The sequence below is a fragment of the Streptomyces bungoensis genome (assembly GCF_001514215.1).
GTDB lineage: Bacteria > Actinomycetota > Actinomycetes > Streptomycetales > Streptomycetaceae > Streptomyces > Streptomyces bungoensis.
Window position 1 is genome coordinate 17,436 of record NZ_KQ948856.1, and the last position, 16,498, is coordinate 33,933.

At 71.4% G+C, this 16,498-nt stretch carries 15 protein-coding genes; 1 reads left to right on the top strand and 14 read right to left on the bottom strand.

The window, feature by feature from the left end; genetic code table 11:
- Positions 1-18: 18 nt before the first annotated feature.
- From aroB to AQJ66_RS14625, 14 genes are all read right to left on the bottom strand, one after another.
- Positions 19-1,110: a 3-dehydroquinate synthase gene (aroB, locus tag AQJ66_RS14560; RefSeq protein ID WP_061920948.1), complete on the bottom strand. Its 1,092-nt coding sequence runs from the start codon at positions 1,108-1,110 to the stop codon at positions 19-21.
- The gene (locus AQJ66_RS14565; protein WP_061920950.1) at positions 1,107-1,625 is read right to left on the bottom strand and encodes a shikimate kinase; all 519 of its coding nucleotides are present in this window, start codon (positions 1,623-1,625) and stop codon (positions 1,107-1,109) included. The genes aroB and AQJ66_RS14565 overlap by 4 nt, the downstream gene beginning before the upstream one ends.
- Positions 1,622-2,806, bottom strand: coding sequence for a chorismate synthase (gene aroC, locus AQJ66_RS14570; RefSeq protein ID WP_061920952.1), 1,185 nt, complete (start codon positions 2,804-2,806; stop codon positions 1,622-1,624). Before aroC ends, AQJ66_RS14565 begins: the two co-directional genes overlap by 4 nt.
- 165 nt (positions 2,807-2,971) lie before the next feature.
- Positions 2,972-3,811: a shikimate dehydrogenase gene (locus tag AQJ66_RS14575; protein WP_061920953.1), complete on the bottom strand. Its 840-nt coding sequence runs from the start codon at positions 3,809-3,811 to the stop codon at positions 2,972-2,974.
- The gene (mltG, locus tag AQJ66_RS14580; RefSeq protein ID WP_079060225.1) at positions 3,792-5,498 is read right to left on the bottom strand and encodes an endolytic transglycosylase MltG; all 1,707 of its coding nucleotides are present in this window, start codon (positions 5,496-5,498) and stop codon (positions 3,792-3,794) included. The genes AQJ66_RS14575 and mltG overlap by 20 nt, the downstream gene beginning before the upstream one ends.
- Before the next feature lie 120 nt (positions 5,499-5,618).
- Positions 5,619-6,083, bottom strand: a complete 465-nt coding sequence (gene ruvX, locus AQJ66_RS14585; protein WP_061920956.1) for a Holliday junction resolvase RuvX — start codon at positions 6,081-6,083, stop codon at positions 5,619-5,621.
- A gap of 25 nt (positions 6,084-6,108) precedes the next feature.
- The gene (gene alaS, locus AQJ66_RS14590) at positions 6,109-8,781 is read right to left on the bottom strand and encodes an alanine--tRNA ligase (protein ID WP_061920958.1); all 2,673 of its coding nucleotides are present in this window, start codon (positions 8,779-8,781) and stop codon (positions 6,109-6,111) included.
- Positions 8,781-9,146, bottom strand: a complete 366-nt coding sequence (locus AQJ66_RS14595; RefSeq protein ID WP_061920960.1) for a hypothetical protein — start codon at positions 9,144-9,146, stop codon at positions 8,781-8,783. Before AQJ66_RS14595 ends, alaS begins: the two co-directional genes overlap by 1 nt.
- 9 nt (positions 9,147-9,155) lie before the next feature.
- On the bottom strand, positions 9,156-9,599 hold the full coding sequence (locus AQJ66_RS14600; protein ID WP_061920962.1) for a DUF948 domain-containing protein: 444 nt from the start codon (positions 9,597-9,599) through the stop codon (positions 9,156-9,158).
- Positions 9,600-10,223: 624 nt separating this feature from the next.
- Positions 10,224-10,838 (bottom strand): 30S ribosomal protein S4, encoded by a 615-nt coding sequence (gene rpsD / locus AQJ66_RS14605; RefSeq protein ID WP_061920963.1) that lies wholly within the window; start codon positions 10,836-10,838, stop codon positions 10,224-10,226.
- A gap of 307 nt (positions 10,839-11,145) precedes the next feature.
- Positions 11,146-12,501 (bottom strand): replication-associated recombination protein A, encoded by a 1,356-nt coding sequence (locus AQJ66_RS14610; RefSeq protein WP_061920965.1) that lies wholly within the window; start codon positions 12,499-12,501, stop codon positions 11,146-11,148.
- A gap of 44 nt (positions 12,502-12,545) precedes the next feature.
- Entirely contained in the window at positions 12,546-13,202 is a 657-nt protein-coding gene (locus AQJ66_RS14615) for a vitamin K epoxide reductase family protein (protein WP_061920967.1), read from the bottom strand.
- Between the two features lie 269 nt (positions 13,203-13,471).
- Positions 13,472-14,734 (bottom strand): histidine--tRNA ligase, encoded by a 1,263-nt coding sequence (gene hisS, locus AQJ66_RS14620; protein ID WP_061920969.1) that lies wholly within the window; start codon positions 14,732-14,734, stop codon positions 13,472-13,474.
- Positions 14,735-14,747: 13 nt separating this feature from the next.
- A complete protein-coding gene (locus AQJ66_RS14625; RefSeq protein ID WP_061920971.1) occupies positions 14,748-15,455 on the bottom strand; it encodes an MBL fold metallo-hydrolase in 708 nt (235 codons plus the stop codon).
- Between the two features lie 168 nt (positions 15,456-15,623).
- Here AQJ66_RS14625 and AQJ66_RS14630 point away from each other — a divergent pair, with 168 nt between their 5' ends.
- Positions 15,624-16,448 (top strand): peptidylprolyl isomerase, encoded by an 825-nt coding sequence (locus AQJ66_RS14630; protein WP_061920972.1) that lies wholly within the window; start codon positions 15,624-15,626, stop codon positions 16,446-16,448.
- The last annotated feature ends 50 nt before the right edge of the window (positions 16,449-16,498 follow it).

Consider the following 16,498-nt stretch of genomic DNA (forward strand, 5'->3'; position numbering starts at 1 on the left):
AAGGGAACAGCGGGGTACTTACTGGCCCACTTCTCCGTAGGCGGCGAGCAGCACGGCCGGGTCCGGGCCCTCCAGGACGGTCGGCCTGGCCAGGCCGTCGAGGACGATGAAGCGCAGCAGGTCGCCGCGGGACTTCTTGTCGACCTTCATCGTCTCCAGCAGCTTGGGCCACTGGTCGTAGCGGTAGTGCAGCGGCAGGCCGACCGACTCCAGGACGCTGCGGTGGCGGTCCGCCGTCGCGTCGTCCAACCGCCCGGCCAGGCGGCCGAGTTCGGCGGCGAAGTGCATGCCGACCGCGACCGCGGCGCCGTGCCGCCACTTGTAGCGCTCGTTCTTCTCGATGGCGTGGCCGAGGGTGTGGCCGTAGTTGAGGATCTCCCTGAGGCCCGACTCCTTCAGGTCGGAGGAGACGACCTCGGCCTTGACCCGGATCGACCGCTCGATCAGCTCGGCCGTGTGCGGCCCCGCCGGGGTCCGGGCGGCTTCGGGGTCGGACTCGATCAGGTCCAGGATCACCGGGTCGGCGATGAAGCCGGCCTTGATGACCTCCGCGAGCCCGGACACGTAGTCGTTGACCGGGAGGGAGTCCAGCGCGGCGAGGTCGCAGAGCACACCGGCGGGCGGGTGGAAGGCGCCGACCAGGTTCTTGCCCTCGGCGGTGTTGATGCCGGTCTTGCCGCCGACCGCCGCGTCCACCATGGCGAGGACGGTGGTGGGGACGGCGATCCAGCGCACCCCGCGCAGCCAGGTCGCGGCCACGAAACCGGCGAGGTCCGTGGTCGCGCCGCCGCCGACGCCGACGATGACGTCGGTGCGGGTGAAGCCGGACTGGCCGAGCGCCTTCCAGCAGTAGGCGGCGACCTCGGCGGTCTTGGCCTCCTCCGCGTTCGGCACCTGGATGGCGACGGCCTCGTAGCCCTGCTCGGCCAGGTCGGCGCGCAGCGCGTCGCCGGTCTCGGCCAGCGCCTCCGGGTGGACCACCGCGACCCGCTTGGCCCGCGGCCCGATCAGCCCGGCCAGCTCGCCCAGGAGTCGCCGGCCGACCAGCACCTCGTAGGGGTCGGTGCCCGCGCTGCCGGCGACGTGGATGCGGGTGACTGCCTCGGTCATGCTTCCTTCAACTCCAAAGCGTCCAGCGCTGCTTGGGCGACCTCTTCGGGGGTGCGGCCGTCCGTCGGTACGACGGCGGTGGCGACCTCCTCGTACAGGTGCCGCCGGGCCTCCATCAGCTCGCGCCACTGCTTGCGCGGGTTGACCGCGAGCAGCGGCCGGGCCACGTTGAGGCCGGTGCGCCGGACGGCCTCCTCGACGTCCATGGACAGGTAGACCACCCGGTGCCCGGCGAGCAGCGCGCGGGTGTCCGGGTCGAGGATCGCGCCGCCGCCGAGCGCGAGGACGCCGTCGTGCCCGGCGAGCGCGGTGCGCACGGCGTCCTTCTCCAGCGCGCGGAACGCCGGCTCGCCGTCGTCCACGAAGATCTCGGCGATGGTGCGGTCCTCGGCGGCCTCGATGTCGGCGTCGGTGTCCCGGTAGCCGACGCCCAGCCGCTCGGCCAGCAACCGCCCGACGGTGGACTTGCCCACGCCCATCGGGCCGACCAGGACGACCACAGGCACGGCGGTCACCGGATCCGCAGGTTGTCGAGGTACGAGCGCACGTTGCGGCGGGTCTCGGCCACGCTGTCGCCGCCGAACTTCTCCGCGACCGCGTCGGCGAGCACGAGCGCCACCATGGCCTCGGCGACGATGCCCGCGGCCGGCACGGCGGAGACGTCGGAGCGCTGGTGGTGGGCCTGGGCGGCCTCGCCGGTGGTGACGTCCACGGTCCGCAGGGCGCGCGGCACGGTCGCGATCGGCTTCATCGCGGCGCGGACGCGCAGCAGCTCGCCGGTGGTCAGGCCGCCCTCGGTGCCACCGGAGCGGCCGGAGACGCGCCGGATGCCGTCGGGCGTGCCGACGATCTCGTCGTGCGCCTGGGAACCGGGCACCCGGGCCAGCTCGAAGCCGTCCCCGACCTCGACGCCCTTGATCGCCTGGATGCCCATCAGGGCACCGGCGAGTCGGGCGTCCAGCCGCCGGTCCCAGTGCACGTGCGAGCCGAGGCCCACCGGGACGCCGTAGGCCAGCACCTCCACCACGCCGCCGAGCGTGTCGCCGTCCTTGTGGGCCTGGTCGACCTCCTCGACCATGGCCTTCGAGGCGTCCGCGTCCAGGCAGCGCAGCGGGTCGGCGTCCAGCTTCTCGACGTCGGCCGGTGTGGGGTACACGCCGTACGGGGCCTTCACGGAGCACAGCTCGACGACGTGCGAGACGATCTCGACGCCGGTCGTCTCCTTCAGGTACGACCGGGCGACCGCGCCGAGCGCCACCCGGGCCGCCGTCTCGCGGGCGGAGGCGCGCTCGAGGATGGGGCGGGCCTCGTCGAAGCCGTACTTCTGCATGCCGGCGAGGTCGGCGTGGCCGGGGCGGGGGCGGGTCAGCGGCGCGTTGCGGGCGAGCCCGGCGAGGATCTCGGGGTCGACCGGGTCGGCCGCCATGACCTGTTCCCACTTGGGCCACTCGGTGTTGCCGACCATGACCGCGACCGGGGAGCCGAGGGTGAGTCCGTGCCGGACGCCGCCCAGGAACGTGACCTCGTCGCGCTCGAACTTCATCCGGGCACCGCGGCCGTAGCCGAGCCGCCGCCGCGCGAGGTGGTCCGCCACCATCTCCGTGGTGATCGGCACGCCGGCGGGAAGGCCCTCCAGCGTCGCGACAAGTGCCGGACCGTGGGACTCCCCCGCGGTCAGCCAACGCAGCCTGCTCAACGGTGCTCCTCAGTGCTCGCGCCCGGTACTGCCCTGGGTACGCGTGTGCGCGCGTACGACGACGACGTGACCGGGTGCGCGGCCCCGGTCCGCCACCTCCGATCCTCCCACGTCCGCGGTCCGGACCCGGCCGGTGGTCCAGCAGGCGGACGCGGCCGAGGGGGCTCAGCGCGCGGCGAGCGCCTTCTCGCCGGCCTGCCGCATGGCCTCCAGCGGGGCCGGGGAACGGCCGGTCATCTGCTCGACCTGGAGCACGGCCTGGTGGACCAGCAGGTCGAGACCGCTGACGACGGCGCCGCCGAACATGGACCAGCGGGCCGCGAGCTCGGTGGGCCAGGGCTCGTAGAGCACGTCGAAGAGGGTGGTGGGCCGCTCGGGCACGGCGGCGGCGAGGGCGTCGGTGGTGCCGGCGGGGGTGGTGGCGATCACCAGGGGGGCACGCAGGGCCTGCTCCGCGTCGTCCCAGTCCGCGGTGCGGACGTCGACGTCGAGGCGCTCGCCCCACCGGCGCATCTCGGCGGCGCGGGCGTCGCTGCGGACGTAGGCGACGACCTGGCCGGTGCAGATCCGGGCGAGGGCGGCGAGCGCGGAGGACGCGGTGGCACCGGCGCCGAGGATCGCGGCGGACTCGACCTGCTCGATGCCGTGCTCGCGCAGCGCGGCCACCATGCCCGGGATGTCGGTGTTGTCGCCGAGGCGGCGGCCGTCGCCGGTGAGGACCACGGTGTTGACGGCGTCGACGGAGGCGGCCGTCTCGCTGATCTCGTCCACCAGCGGGATGACCGCGCGCTTGAGCGGCATGGTCAGCGACAGCCCCGCCCACTCCGGTCCCAGCCCGTCGAGGAAGCCGGGCAGGGCGGCCTCGTCGATCTCGAAGCGGTCGTACGACCAGTCGGTGAGCCCGAGCGACTCGTAGGCCGCCCGGTGCAGCACCGGCGAGAGGGAGTGGGCGATCGGCTTACCGAGCACGGCGGCCCGACGGGCGTCAGTTGCCCGAGCTGGCATTGAATTTTTCCTTGAGCCGTTGGAATTCCGCGTAGGTCTTGGCGAACTCGGTGTTGTTCGCGCCGTCGGTCGCCACGAAGTAGATCCAGCCGTCGTGGGTCGGGTTCAGTGTCGCCCGCAGCGCGTCCTCGCCGGGGTTTCCGATCGGACCGGGCGGAAGTCCCTTGTGGGTGTAGGTGTTGTACGGGTTGGTGTTGCTGTTGATCTCCCGCTCGGAGATGTGGATGTTGCTCGCGCCCTTGAGGTAGTTGTAGGTCGAGTCGAACTGCAGCAACTGGTTGGTCTCGGTGTTCGTGGGCTTCAGGCGGTTGTAGACCACCTCCGCCATCTTGCGGAAGTCGTCGTGCGTCTTGCCCTCCGCCTGGACGAGGCTCGCGACCGTGACGAGCTCGAACGGGTTCTTCAGGCCCAGGGCCTGGGCCTTGGACGGCAGGCCGTAGGCGGCGTACTTCTGCTTGGCCTGACTGACCATCTGTTTCAGGATCGCGTCCGGCTTCATGCCCTTGGCGGCCGGATAGGTGCCCGGGAACAGGAAGCCCTCCAGCGGGTCCTTCATGGTGCTGGTGTTCTCCGCCCAGCCCGGCATGCCGAGGTTCTTGTACTGCTTCCGGGCGACCTTTCCGGTGGTTCCGGAGGCGAGGCCGAGCTGCTTGTCGATCGCCTGGTAGACCCCGGAATTGCGCTCGCCCGGCGTCACCAGGACATTGCTCTTGCTCTTCGGGTCCAGCATCAGGGCGACGGCGCTGGCGGCGGACATCTCCTTCTTCAGGACGTAGGCGCCCGCCTCGATCTGGCTGCCCTTGGAGTTCTGTCCCTGCGCGTGGACGAAGGCTTCGGCGCTCTTGACGACCCCCGCCGCCTTCAGCCGGCGGCCGATGTCCCAGCCGCCCGCGCCGCTCGGGATCTCGACCGTCACGGTCTCGCCGGTGCCGTCGCCCGCGTAGTCCGGGGCCGGGGCGAAACGATTTTGGTAGAACTTCCAGCCGAAGTACCCGACGGTGCCGAGGCCGCCGCCGAAGACCAGGACGACCACCATGCAGGCGCAGCCGGTGCGCCGCTTCTTGCTCTTGACCGGCTTCTTCCCGCGCCGCTCGCCGCGGCCGGAGCGGCTCTCGGCCTCGTCGTCGGCGTCCTCGTCGGCGCCGCCACCCGCGAAGAAGGGGTGCTCCTCCCCGCCGGCCGTGGGCTGGAGTTCCGGCTCCGGCTCGGGTTCCGGCTCGGGCTCGGGGCGCCTGCGGCCGGGCGGCACCGGCGGCGGGTAGGCGTCCTCGGTGCCGTACAGGTCGGGCTGCTCCGCGCCGTAGGACGCGGGCTGCTGGCCGTACGGGTCGCCCGGGTCGGCCGCGTACGGCACATGGCCGTGGCTGCCGGTCGCGTCCCAGCCGCCCTGGTGCTGGTACTGCTGCGGGGTGTGCGCGGCGTACTGCTGGTCCTGGCCCGCGTACTGCCGGCCGTAGTGCTGATGGCCCTGCTCGTCGTAGTACGGGTACTGCTGCTGGTCGTACGCGGGCTGCTGCCCCTGCGTCCAGTCGCCGTGCTGCGCCTGCTGGGGGTGCTGCTGCGGCAGGCCGCCGTAGGCAGGCTGATGGCCGGTGTGCGCCTGCTGCCCTTCCCATCCGCCGTCCCCGTACAACGGGTCCTGCGGATGCCACGGTTCGGGGCCAGGGCCCCGGCCATACTCAGTCATCGATCCCCTAGAGCCGCGAGGCCGACGGTCGCGCGGCCGGGGCCGGCTTCCGTTCCGCCTCTTGCTGTGCCCCGGCTGTTCGAACACCGGCGCATCGCGCGGAACGTTACCGTATCGCGATCAGATGACCACTTCGACGCCCTCGCCGGGTGGTTTACCTGACACCCGTTCGGATTCCAGGGCCTGCTGCAGAATGATGACGGCGGCCGCCTGGTCGATGACGGCCCGGCCCTTCTTGGATCCCACCCCCGAGGCACGCAGTCCCTGCGTGGCCGACACGGTCGTCATCCGCTCGTCCACCAGGCGGACCGGTACCGGCTTGACGCCCTTGGCCAGTTCCCGGGCGAAGGCGCGGACCTTGACGGCGGCCGGGCCCTCGCCCCCCTTGAGGGAGCGAGGGAGTCCGACGACGACCTCGATCGGTTCGTACTCCGCCACCAGCTGCCGCAGCCGGCGGTGGGCGGCCGGGACGTCCCGGCCGGGGACGGTCTCCACCGGCGTGGCGAGGATCCCGTCGGGGTCGCACGAGGCGACCCCGATCCGGGCGTCCCCGACGTCGATCGCGAGCCGGCGTCCTCTGCGCATTTCCGACCGTTTCCTTACCGGGCCGTTACTTGGCGGTCTCGGCGACGAGCCGCTCGACGGCGTCGACGGCCTCACCGACGGCGGCCGGGTTCTGGCCGCCGCCCTGGGCGACGTCCGGCTTGCCGCCACCGCCGCCACCGAGGGTCTTGGCCGCGGCGCGGACCAGGTCACCGGCCTTGAGACCGCGCTCGCGGGCGGCCTCGTTGGTGGCGATGACGGTCAGCGGCTTGCCGCCCGCGACCGTGAAGAGGGCCACGACGGCGGCCCGGCCGCCCTGGATGCGGCCGCGCACGTCGAGGACCAGCTTGCGCAGGTCGTCCGCCGTCGTCCCGTCCGGCACCCGGCCGGTGACGACGGCGACGCCGCGGACGTCCTTGGCGGACTCGGCGAGACCTGCGGCGGCCTGCAGCACCTTCTCGGCGCGGAACTTCTCGATCTCCTTCTCGGCGTCCTTCAGCTTGCCGAGCATGGCGGAGATCTTCTCCGGGAGCTCCTCCGGGCGGCCCTTGACCAGCTCCTGGAGCTGGGCGACGACCGTGTGCTCCCGGGCGAGGAAGTGGTAGGCGTCGACGCCGACCAGGGCCTCGATGCGGCGCACACCGGAGCCGATGGACGACTCACCGAGCAGCTTCACCAGGCCCAGCTGGGCGGTGTTGTGCACGTGGGTGCCGCCGCACAGCTCCTTGGAGAAGTCTCCGATGGTGACGACGCGGACCCGCTCGCCGTACTTCTCGCCGAACTCGGCGATGGCGCCCTGCTTCTTGGCCTCGTCGATGCCCATGACGTCGGCGCGCACGTCGAGGTCGCGGGCGAGCACCTCGTTGATCTTCTGCTCGACGTCGGTCATCACGGCCGTCGGCACGGCGGCCGGGGAGCCGAAGTCGAAGCGGAACCGGCCGGGCTGGTTCTCGGAGCCGGCCTGGGCGGCCGTCGGGCCGAGGGCGTCCCGCAGGGCCTGGTGGGTCAGGTGGGTGGCCGAGTGGGCGCGGGCGATGGCCTTGCGACGGCGGGCGTCGATCGAGGCGTGGGCCTTGGCGCCGACGGTGACCTCGCCGACCTGGACGACGCCCTTGTGGACGTACACGCCCGGGACGGGCTTCTGGCAGTCGCGGACCTCGATGACGGCACCGGAGTCGACCTTGATCCGGCCGGTGTCGCCGATCTGGCCGCCGCCCTCGGCGTAGAACGGGGTGCGGTCCAGGACGACCTCGACCTCGTCGCCCTCGGTGGCGGCCGGCGAGGAGACGCCGTCGACCAGGAGGCCGACGATGGTGGACTCGCCCTCGGTGTCGCTGTAGCCGATGAAGTCGGTCGCGCCGGCGGCGTCGGCGATCTCCCGGTAGGCGCCCAGGTCGGCGTGGCCGGTCTTCTTGGCCTGGGCGTCGGCCTTGGCGCGCTCCCGCTGCTCCTTCATCAGGCGGCGGAAGCCGTCCTCGTCCACGGCGAGGCCCTGCTCGGCGGCCATCTCCAGGGTGAGGTCGATCGGGAAGCCCCAGGTGTCGTGGAGCAGGAAGGCCTTCTCACCGGAGAGGACCGTGCCACCGGCCTGCTTGGTCTCGGTGACGGCGGTGTCGAGGATGTTGGTGCCCGCCTTCAGCGTCTTGAGGAAGGCGTTCTCCTCGGCGACGGCGACCTTCTCGATGCGCTCGCGGTCGGTGACCAGCTCGGGGTACTGCCGGCCCATCATCTCGATCACGGTGTCGAGGAGTTCCCTGACGACCGGACCGGTGGCGCCGAGCAGCCGCATGTTGCGGATGGCGCGGCGCATGATGCGGCGCAGCACGTAGCCGCGGCCCTCGTTGCCGGGGGTGACGCCGTCGCCGATGAGCATCGTGGCGGTGCGCATGTGGTCGGTGACCACGCGCAGGGACACGTCCGAGCCGTGGGCGTCGCCGTAGCGGACGCCGGTCAGCTCGGTGGCCTTGTCGATGACGGCCATCGAGGTGTCGATCTCGTACATGTTCTGCACGCCCTGCAGAATCATGGCGAGCCGCTCCAGGCCGAGGCCCGTGTCGATGTTCTTGCTCGGCAGGTCCCCGAGGATCTCGAAGTTGTCCTTGCCGGTGCCCTCGCCGCGCTCGTACTGCATGAAGACGAGGTTCCAGATCTCCACGTACCGCTCGTCGTTGACGGCGGGGCCGCCCTCGGCGCCGAACTCGGGGCCGCGGTCGTAGTTGATCTCGGAGCAGGGGCCGCACGGTCCGGGGACGCCCATGGACCAGTAGTTGTCCTTCATGCCCAGGCGCTGGATGCGCTCCCTGGGCACGCCGACGACCTCGTGCCAGATGCGCTCGGCCTCGTCGTCGTCCTTGTAGACGGTGATCCAGAGCTTCTCCGGCTCCAGGCCGTAACCACCTTTGTCCTGGGGCGTGGTGAGCAGCTCCCAGGCGTACTTGATGGCGCCTTCCTTGAAGTAGTCGCCGAAGGAGAAGTTGCCGCACATCTGGAAGAACGTGCCGTGGCGCGTGGTCTTGCCGACCTCTTCGATGTCGGGCGTGCGCACGCACTTCTGCACGCTGGTGGCGCGCGGGAAGGGGGGCTTGACCTCGCCCAGGAAGTAGGGCTTGAAGGGCACCATGCCGGCGGGGACGAGGAGCAGAGTCGGGTCGTCCGCGATGAGCGACGCCGAAGGGACGACGGTGTGCCCGCGCTCCTCGAAGAAGCTCAGCCAGCGGCGGCGGATCTCGGCCGACTCCATCAGTGGTCCTCATTCCGGTTGTACGAGTACGTCGTGTTCTCGATGTACTTCGGGTTCTCGATGTACTGCGGGTTGCTGCGGTTGTTCTCGATGGCGGCGTGCCGCCGGGTCGGGACGACGCCGGGGGCCCGGTCGATGCCGAGGGCCTCCTCGAGCTCGGCCTCCCGCTGCGCCATGTTGTCGCGGACGTCGAGCGCGAAGCCGACCGCGCGGTCCTTGAGGCGCTGGCCGGTCTCCAGGGCCTTGTTCGCCGCGGTGGCGGCGAGGCTCTCGGGGGTCAGCTGCCTCAGCTTGCGGTTGACCTTGGTGGTGGCCCACACACCGGCGGCGACACCCGTGCTGAACCAGAACGTACGGCGGAACATCGCTCGGTCTCAGTCCCTTTTCCCGCGGAGGTCTCGCCTGCGCCGTGCGGCGGGGACCGTGCGGCCCACGATCACCGTACGCCGGGGCGACTTGGCAGGCACGTCCTCCTTGCGGCCGCCCAGCGCGCGGCGCACGCCGTAGCCGAAGGCCGCGACCTTGACCAGGGGGCCGCCGAAGGTGGAGGCGACGGTGGTCGACAGCGCGGAGGCGTTGGAGGTGACCTCCTGGACGTCGGTGGCGATCGCGTCGACCCGGTCGATCTGGGTCTGCGCCGAGCGCACGGCCGCGGAGGCGTCGGCGAGCAGCGGGACGGCCTGGTCGGTCACGTCCGCCACGAGCTTGGTGGTCGCCTTGAGCGTCTGGGCCAGCCTCGCCAGAGCGACGGCGAGGAAGGAGACCAGGATCGCCCAGAAGACGGCCACCAGGATCCCGGCCACCTCTCCACCGGACACTGTGCGCACCCGCTCCCTGAAACGTGCCTGAGCATCGATAAGTCGTGCACCGAGCCTATCGCGCCGGGGATGGGGCTCCGTACCGGATTACCGTCGGCGGGCGGCGGAGTCGCGGGAAGGAATTGTACGCACCGAACACGCTTCAGTACGTTCCGTGCCCCATGCGGGCTTCTCGGCGCCCCGGGTCCCCGGCGGACGGCGGTCCGTCCCGTGAGCTCACCGCCTTCGTCGGGCGCCCGGCCGAACTCGCCGCGCTCACCTGGGTGATGCGCACGGCCCGGCCGGACCGGGGCCGGGGCCGGCGAGACGGGCAAGTCCTGCCGGACCACGCCACCCGGTCGTCCCGCGACACGCTGCTCGCTCAGCTCGCCGGCCGCCGGGTCCTGCCGGTGCTGGACGGGTTCGGGGGACCCGGCCGAGGCGGCGGTGCTGCGGGGCGCGGCGGGCCGGGCGTGGCCGCCGGTGGGGCCGCCGCTCTTCGGCTCGGCGTGCTGCAACGCCCCGCACGAGGCTGTGCGAGGCGACGGCCCGGGGCCGCGCGGGCCGGAACAACGCGAACCCGCCGCCTCGCCCGCCCGGGAGGGCGGGGAGACGGCGGGCTGAGGACGTACGCCGGGGCTGGTGTCAGCGGGCGTAGTACTCGACGACGAGCTGCTCGTCGCAGATCACCGGGATCTCCTTGCGGTTCGGCTCGCGGTCCAGGCGGAACGCCAGGGCGCGGAGGTTCACCTGCAGGTAGCGGGGGGTCTCGCCGTCGGGGGCGAAGCCGCCCTCACGGGCGATCTGGAAGAGCGTCTTGTCCTTGGAGCGGTCGCGGACCTGCACGACGTCGTCCGGGCGGACGCGGAAGGACGGCTTGTCGACCTTCTGGCCGTTGACCTGGATGTGGCCGTGGACGACCATCTGGCGGGCCTGGTAGATCGTGCGGGCGAGGCCCGAACGCAGGACCAGCGCGTCGAGGCGGCGCTCGAGCTCGATGATCAGGGCCTCACCGGTCTTGCCCTGGACCTTGGAGGCACGCTCGTAGGCGCGGACGAGCTGGCGCTCGGACACGTCGTACTGCGCGCGCAGACGCTGCTTCTCCAGCAGACGGACCTTGTAGTCCGAGTTCTGCTTGCGGCCGCGGCCGTGCTCACCCGGCGGGTAGGGGCGGGCCTCGAAGTACTTGACGGCCTTCGGGGTCAGCGCGATGCCGAGGGCACGCGACTTCTTGACCTTGGGGCGGGACTGGTTCGCCACTGTCTCTGTCTCTTTTCCTGGTTTTCCGGCTTGTCAGGGTTGAGGGAGGTCGCATCCGCAGCCGGGGAAACCCGCCGGGTCCGTTGCCGGGCCTGGTGGGCAGCCGCTCCCCTGGTCTGGGCACATACGTGCAGCACGCGAGTGGCCCACCGACCTGTCCCGGGACTCCGGGTGGTGGTGGGCTGCCCGCGACACCGTTCGACGGTGCGCGACGCTCCTGGAGCCGGTCCGCGAGGACCGGGACTCCGGCTGGCTGTCCCGCTCTGACTGCGCGGGACTCAGCACTTCGGAGAAGTCTACAGGGCCCTCAGGACCGCCTGCGACCGAGGTGCTTCCTCGTCCACTCGACCGCGTCGGCGTACCGCGCCTCGGCGCCGTGCCGGGTCGGGGCGTAGTACTCGCGGCTCTTGAGGGCGTCCGGGGCGTACTGCTGCTCGGCGATGCCCTCGGGCAGGTCGTGCGGGTAGACGTAGCCCTGCGCGTGGCCGAGCTTGGCGGCGCCCTTGTAGTGCCCGTCGCGCAGGTGCGGCGGGACCGGGCCGGCCAGGCCCTTGCGGACGTCCTCCAGGGCGGCGCCGATCGCGGTGGTCGCGGCGTTGGACTTGGGCGCGAGGGCGAGCGCGATGGTGGCGTGGGCGAGGGTGAGGGAGGCCTCGGGGAAGCCGATCATGGCGACGGCCTGGGCGGCGGCCACCGCGATCGGCAGCGCGTTCGGGTCGGCGAGGCCGATGTCCTCGCTGGCGGAGATCATCAGGCGGCGGGCGATGAAGCGGGGGTCCTCGCCGGCCTCGATCATGCGGGCCAGGTAGTGCAGGGCGGCGTCGACGTCGGAGCCGCGGATCGACTTGATCAGAGCGCTGGCCACGTCGTAGTGCTGGTCGCCGTCGCGGTCGTACTTCACCGCGGCCCGGTCGACGGTCTGCTCCAGGGTCGCCAGCGTGATCTCCTTCTCGCCCTGGTCCAGCGCGGCTCCGGCGGCGGCCTCCAGGGCGGTGAGGGCCCGGCGGGCGTCGCCGCCGGCGATGCGCAGCAGGTGCTCCTCGGTGTCCTCGGGGAGGCCGACGGCGTCCTTCAGGCCGCGCTCGTCGGTCAGTGCGCGCCGGAGCAGGCCGCGGACGTCGTCGTCCGTGAGGGGTTCGAGCGTGAGCAGGAGCGAGCGGGACAGCAGGGGCGAGATCACCGAGAAGTACGGGTTCTCGGTCGTCGCCGCGATGAGGGTGACCCAGCGGTTCTCGACGGCGGGGAGCAGGGAGTCCTGCTGGGCCTTGCTGAAGCGGTGGATCTCGTCCAGGAAGAGGACGGTCTCCTTGCCGTAGCCGCCGGCGGCGCGGCGGGCGCCGTCGATGACCGCGCGGACCTCCTTGACGCCGGCGGTGATCGCGGACAGCTCCACGAACCGCTTGTTCGTGGCCTTGGAGACCACGTAGGCGAGCGTCGTCTTGCCGGTGCCGGGCGGCCCCCAGAGGATCACCGAGGAGGGGCCGGCGGGGCCGCCGGAGCCCTCTCCCACCAGCCGGCGCAGCGGCGAGCCGGGGCCCAGCAGGTGCTGCTGGCCCACGACCTCGTCGAGGGTGCGCGGGCGCATCCGCACCGCCAGGGGGCTCGCTGCCGGGTCCTTCTCCTGGCGTTCTTCGCTGGCGGCGGTGAAGAGGTCGGGTTCCACGCCTAGAACCCTAGTTCACCGCACCGACAGCACGGCCGGGCCGGTCAGGCCCAGAGCTGGCTGCCCCACCGGGTCAGGATCAGCATGGCGATGACGCCGCAGTGCGTGACCGGGAGGACCCAGGTGAACTCGCCGAGGAAGTTCTTCAGCGGGCGCGGGGCGGGCAGGAAGCCGTTGCGCACGTTGAAGGAGGTCGCGTACCAGAACATGGTGATCGTGGCGACCCAGGCCAGGGAGCACCACAGGCACAGCGCGTTGATCCGGTACAGCGACTCGAACTGCAGCCAGGTGACGAAGGCGACGCCGAAGAGCGTGCCGAAGTTGAAGGTGAGCCAGTACCAGCGCGGGAAGCGGGCGTGGGCGAGCAGGCTCATGCCGAGGCAGATGACGATGCCGTAGCAGACCAGGCCGAGCATCGGGTTGGGGAAGCCGAAGACGGCGGCCTGCTTGCTCTCCATGACGCTGCCGCAGGAGACGACGGGGTTGACGCTGCACCCGGGGGTGAAGGTCGTGCCGGCGACCTTGGCTTCGAGGATCTTGAACTTGTCGATCGTGATGACCCACGCGGCGAGCAGTCCGGCCGCGCCGGTGATCACCAGCAGGAGGGCGAAGGCGCGACTGCCGCCCACCGCGCGGGGTGCGTCGGCGGCACGCTCGGGCCCGGGCTCCGTGGAGACGTCCTTGACTGTCGTCTTGCTCATCACGCCGATTCCGTCACTCGAGGCTTGGACCTTCTTCGGGCACGGTCATTGTGCCGCACCCGGGGGCGGGTCCACCGTTCGGTGGACATAAGGAGGTACGGACGACGGCCGTGGATCGTTCGGTTCCGGCCGACGCCCGGCGGCGGATCCGCCCGGGCGACCGGCTGTGCGTCTCGGGGGTGAACCGGCACCCGCTGGGTTGACGGTCCGGCGGGGACGCGGCCCGCGCGGGGTGGGCCGGACGGGGCGCGGCCGTCCGGCCCGGGGCGTCAGCCCAGCCGGGACTCCAGCTCGGCCACGATCTCGTTGACGCCGATCGCCGCCTGCTCGCCGGACTCCATGTCCTTGAGCTGGACGATGCCCTCGGCGAGGTCGCGCTCACCGGCGACGAGGGCGTAGCGGGCCCCGCTGCGGTTGGCGTTCTTCATGGCCCCCTTCAGGCCCTTGGCGCCGTAGGAGAAGTCCGCCGCGATGCCGACCTTGCGCAACTCGGTGACCTTGGCGAACAGCACGCGGCGGGCCTCCTCGCCGAGCGGGACCGCGTAGACGCTGGTGGTGGACGGGAGGTCCAGCTCAACGCCCTCCGCCTCCAGGGCCAGCACCGTGCGGTCGACGCCGAGGGCCCAGCCCACCGACGGCAGCGCGGGGCCGCCGATCATCTCGGACAGGCCGTCGTAGCGGCCGCCGCCGCCCACCGCGGACTGGGAGCCCAGACCGTCGTGCACGAACTCGAAGGTGGTGCGCGTGTAGTAGTCCAGGCCGCGCACCAGCTTCGGGTCGTCCTCGAAGGCCACGCCCGCGGCGGTGATCAGCTCGCGGACCTCCTCGTGGTAGGCCTTGCAGGCGTCGCACAGGTAGTCGCGCAGCAGCGGGGCTCCGGTGAGCTGCTTCTGGACCGACTCCCGCTTGTCGTCGAGGACGCGCAGCGGGTTGATCTCCGCCCGGCGCAGCGTGTCCTCGTCCAGGTCCAGGCCGCGCAGGAAGTCCTGCAGCGCGGCCCGGTACACCGGGCGGCACTCCCGGTCGCCCAGGCTGTTGAGCAGGATGCGGAAGTTCCGCAGGCCCAGCGAGCGGTAGGCCTGGTCGGCCAGGATGATCAGCTCGGCGTCCAGCGCCGGGTCCTCCGCGCCGATCGCCTCGGCGCCGACCTGCGAGAAGTGGCGGTAGCGGCCCTTCTGGGGGCGTTCGTAGCGGTAGTAGGACCCGGAGTACCAGAGCTTGACCGGGAGGTTGCCCGCCTTGTGCAGGTTGGCCTCCAGGGCCGCGCGCAGCACCGAGGCGGTGCCCTCGGGGCGCAGGGCCAGCCGGTCGCCGCCCTTGGTCTCGAAGGTGTACATCTCCTTGGTGACGATGTCGGTGGACTCGCCGACCCCGCGCGCGAACAGCTCGACGTTCTCGAAGCCGGGCGTCTCGATGTAGCCGTAGCCGGAGTTGCGCAGCGGGGCGGCGATCGCCTCGCGGACGGCCAGGTACGTGGCCGAGTCCGGTGGGACCAGGTCGTAGGTGCCCTTGGGTGCCTTGAAGGTGCTCAACGTAGCTCTTCCGTCACATTCCTCGTCGGGGCGCCTGCGAGGCGCCCTGGCCGGCCGCCACCTGCCGCAGATAGGGGTTGGTGGCGCGCTCCCGGCCGATGGTCGTCTGGGGGCCGTGGCCGGACAGCACCACGGTGGAGTCGTCGAGCGGCAGGCACACGCGGGCCAGCGACTCGACCAGGTCCTCCATGGATCCGCCCGGCAGATCGGTGCGTCCGACGGAGCCGGCGAACAGCAGATCCCCTGAGAAGAAGACCGGCGGGATGTCCGCGGCCCCGGGCATCCGGAAGGTCACCGACCCCTTGGTATGGCCCGGCGCGTGCGCGACGGAGAACTCGAGGCCCGCGAGGTCGAGCGCGGCGCCGTCGGCCAGCTCCCTGACGTCGTCCGGCTCCCCCACGGTCAGCTCGCCCATCAGCGGCATGCCGATGGACCGGCCGAGCGCCTTCCCGGGGTCGCTCATCATGTACCGGTCCTCGGGGTGGATCCACGCCGGCACGTCGTGCGCGCCGCAGACGGGGACGACCGAGGCCACATGGTCGATGTGGCCGTGGGTGAGGACGACGGCGACGGGTTTGAGCCGATGCTTCCTCAGTGCTTCCTCGACGCCTTCGGCGGCCTGGTGGCCCGGGTCGATGATCACGCACTCCTCACCGGCGGCGGGGGCGACGAGATAACAGTTCGTCCCCCAGGCCCCGGCGGGGAACCCGGCAATGAGCACGATCGTCCTTCGTTGTGTCGGTTCGGGGCGGCTTCGGCCGCGGTCAGAGCCTACCGGCGCTGCCGTTTCCTCAGCGAACCCATATACGGTACGGGGCTACACGCGGCTGTCGGATCCAGGGACGCGCGCGTACCGGTCGGCACACGACACGCATGAGGAGAGAACCCGGTGGTCAGCCAGGAGCAGCGGCGGCGTCAGCTCGCCCGGGAGAAGTTCTTGCGGCAGCAGCAGCGGCGCACCAGTGCGCGGCGCAAGGCGCGCATGCGCAACTCCGTCATCGCCTCGGTGCTGGGCGTGGTCGTGATCGGCAGTGTGGCGCTGTACACGACCGGGGTGCTGAAGAACGACGACGACAAGAAGACGAACGCGAGCGCCGACGTCACGCCGAGCGCGACGCCGAGCAAGAAGGCGCCGGACCCGTGCGCCAAGCCGGCCGCGGGCTCGATCAAGAAGCTCAGCTGGAAGAAGGAGCCGGCGATGACGATCGACACGTCGGCGAAGTACACGATGAAGCTCGCCACGACGTGCGGCGACATCGGTGTGGCGCTGAAGACCTCGGCCGCGCCGCACACCGTGAACTCGTTCAACTTCCTGGCCGGCAAGGGCTACTTCGACCACACGAAGTGCCACCGCCTGACCACGAACGGTATTTACGTCCTGCAGTGCGGCGACCCGACGGGTCTCGGCAGCGGCGGTCCGGGCTACACGATCCCGGACGAGAACCTCAAGGACAAAAGCCTCAAGGGCAACAAATACCCCGCGGGTACGGTGGCGATGGCCAACACGGGGCAGAAGCACACCGGGGGCAGCCAGTTCTTCCTGGTCTACAAGGACAGCCCGCTGCCGCCCAGTTACACGCCGTTCGGCACGATCGACGCGGCGGGGCTGAAGGTCCTCGACAAGATCGCGGCCGCCGGCGAGACCACGGGCGCCGGCGACGGTGCCCCGAACGCGACCGTGGTGATCAACAAGGCGACGGTCGCCAAGTCCTGATGACCTGGGCGGTCAACTGCCGAATTTCGGCCGCGCTGGATGCGGACAGG

Excerpts from the sequence above, each read along its gene's own strand:
- AQJ66_RS14575 (WP_061920953.1), bottom strand. The coding sequence starts at position 3,811 with ATGCCAGCTCGGGCAACTGACGCCCGTCGGGCCGCCGTGCTCGGTAAG.
- AQJ66_RS14615 (WP_061920967.1), bottom strand. The coding sequence starts at position 13,202 with ATGAGCAAGACGACAGTCAAGGACGTCTCCACGGAGCCCGGGCCCGAG.
- aroB (WP_061920948.1), bottom strand. The coding sequence starts at position 1,110 with ATGACCGAGGCAGTCACCCGCATCCACGTCGCCGGCAGCGCGGGCACC.
- AQJ66_RS14595 (WP_061920960.1), bottom strand. The coding sequence starts at position 9,146 with ATGTTCCGCCGTACGTTCTGGTTCAGCACGGGTGTCGCCGCCGGTGTG.
- ruvX (WP_061920956.1), bottom strand. The coding sequence starts at position 6,083 with ATGCGCAGAGGACGCCGGCTCGCGATCGACGTCGGGGACGCCCGGATC.
- alaS (WP_061920958.1), bottom strand. The coding sequence starts at position 8,781 with ATGGAGTCGGCCGAGATCCGCCGCCGCTGGCTGAGCTTCTTCGAGGAG.
- mltG (WP_079060225.1), bottom strand. The coding sequence starts at position 5,498 with ATGACTGAGTATGGCCGGGGCCCTGGCCCCGAACCGTGGCATCCGCAG.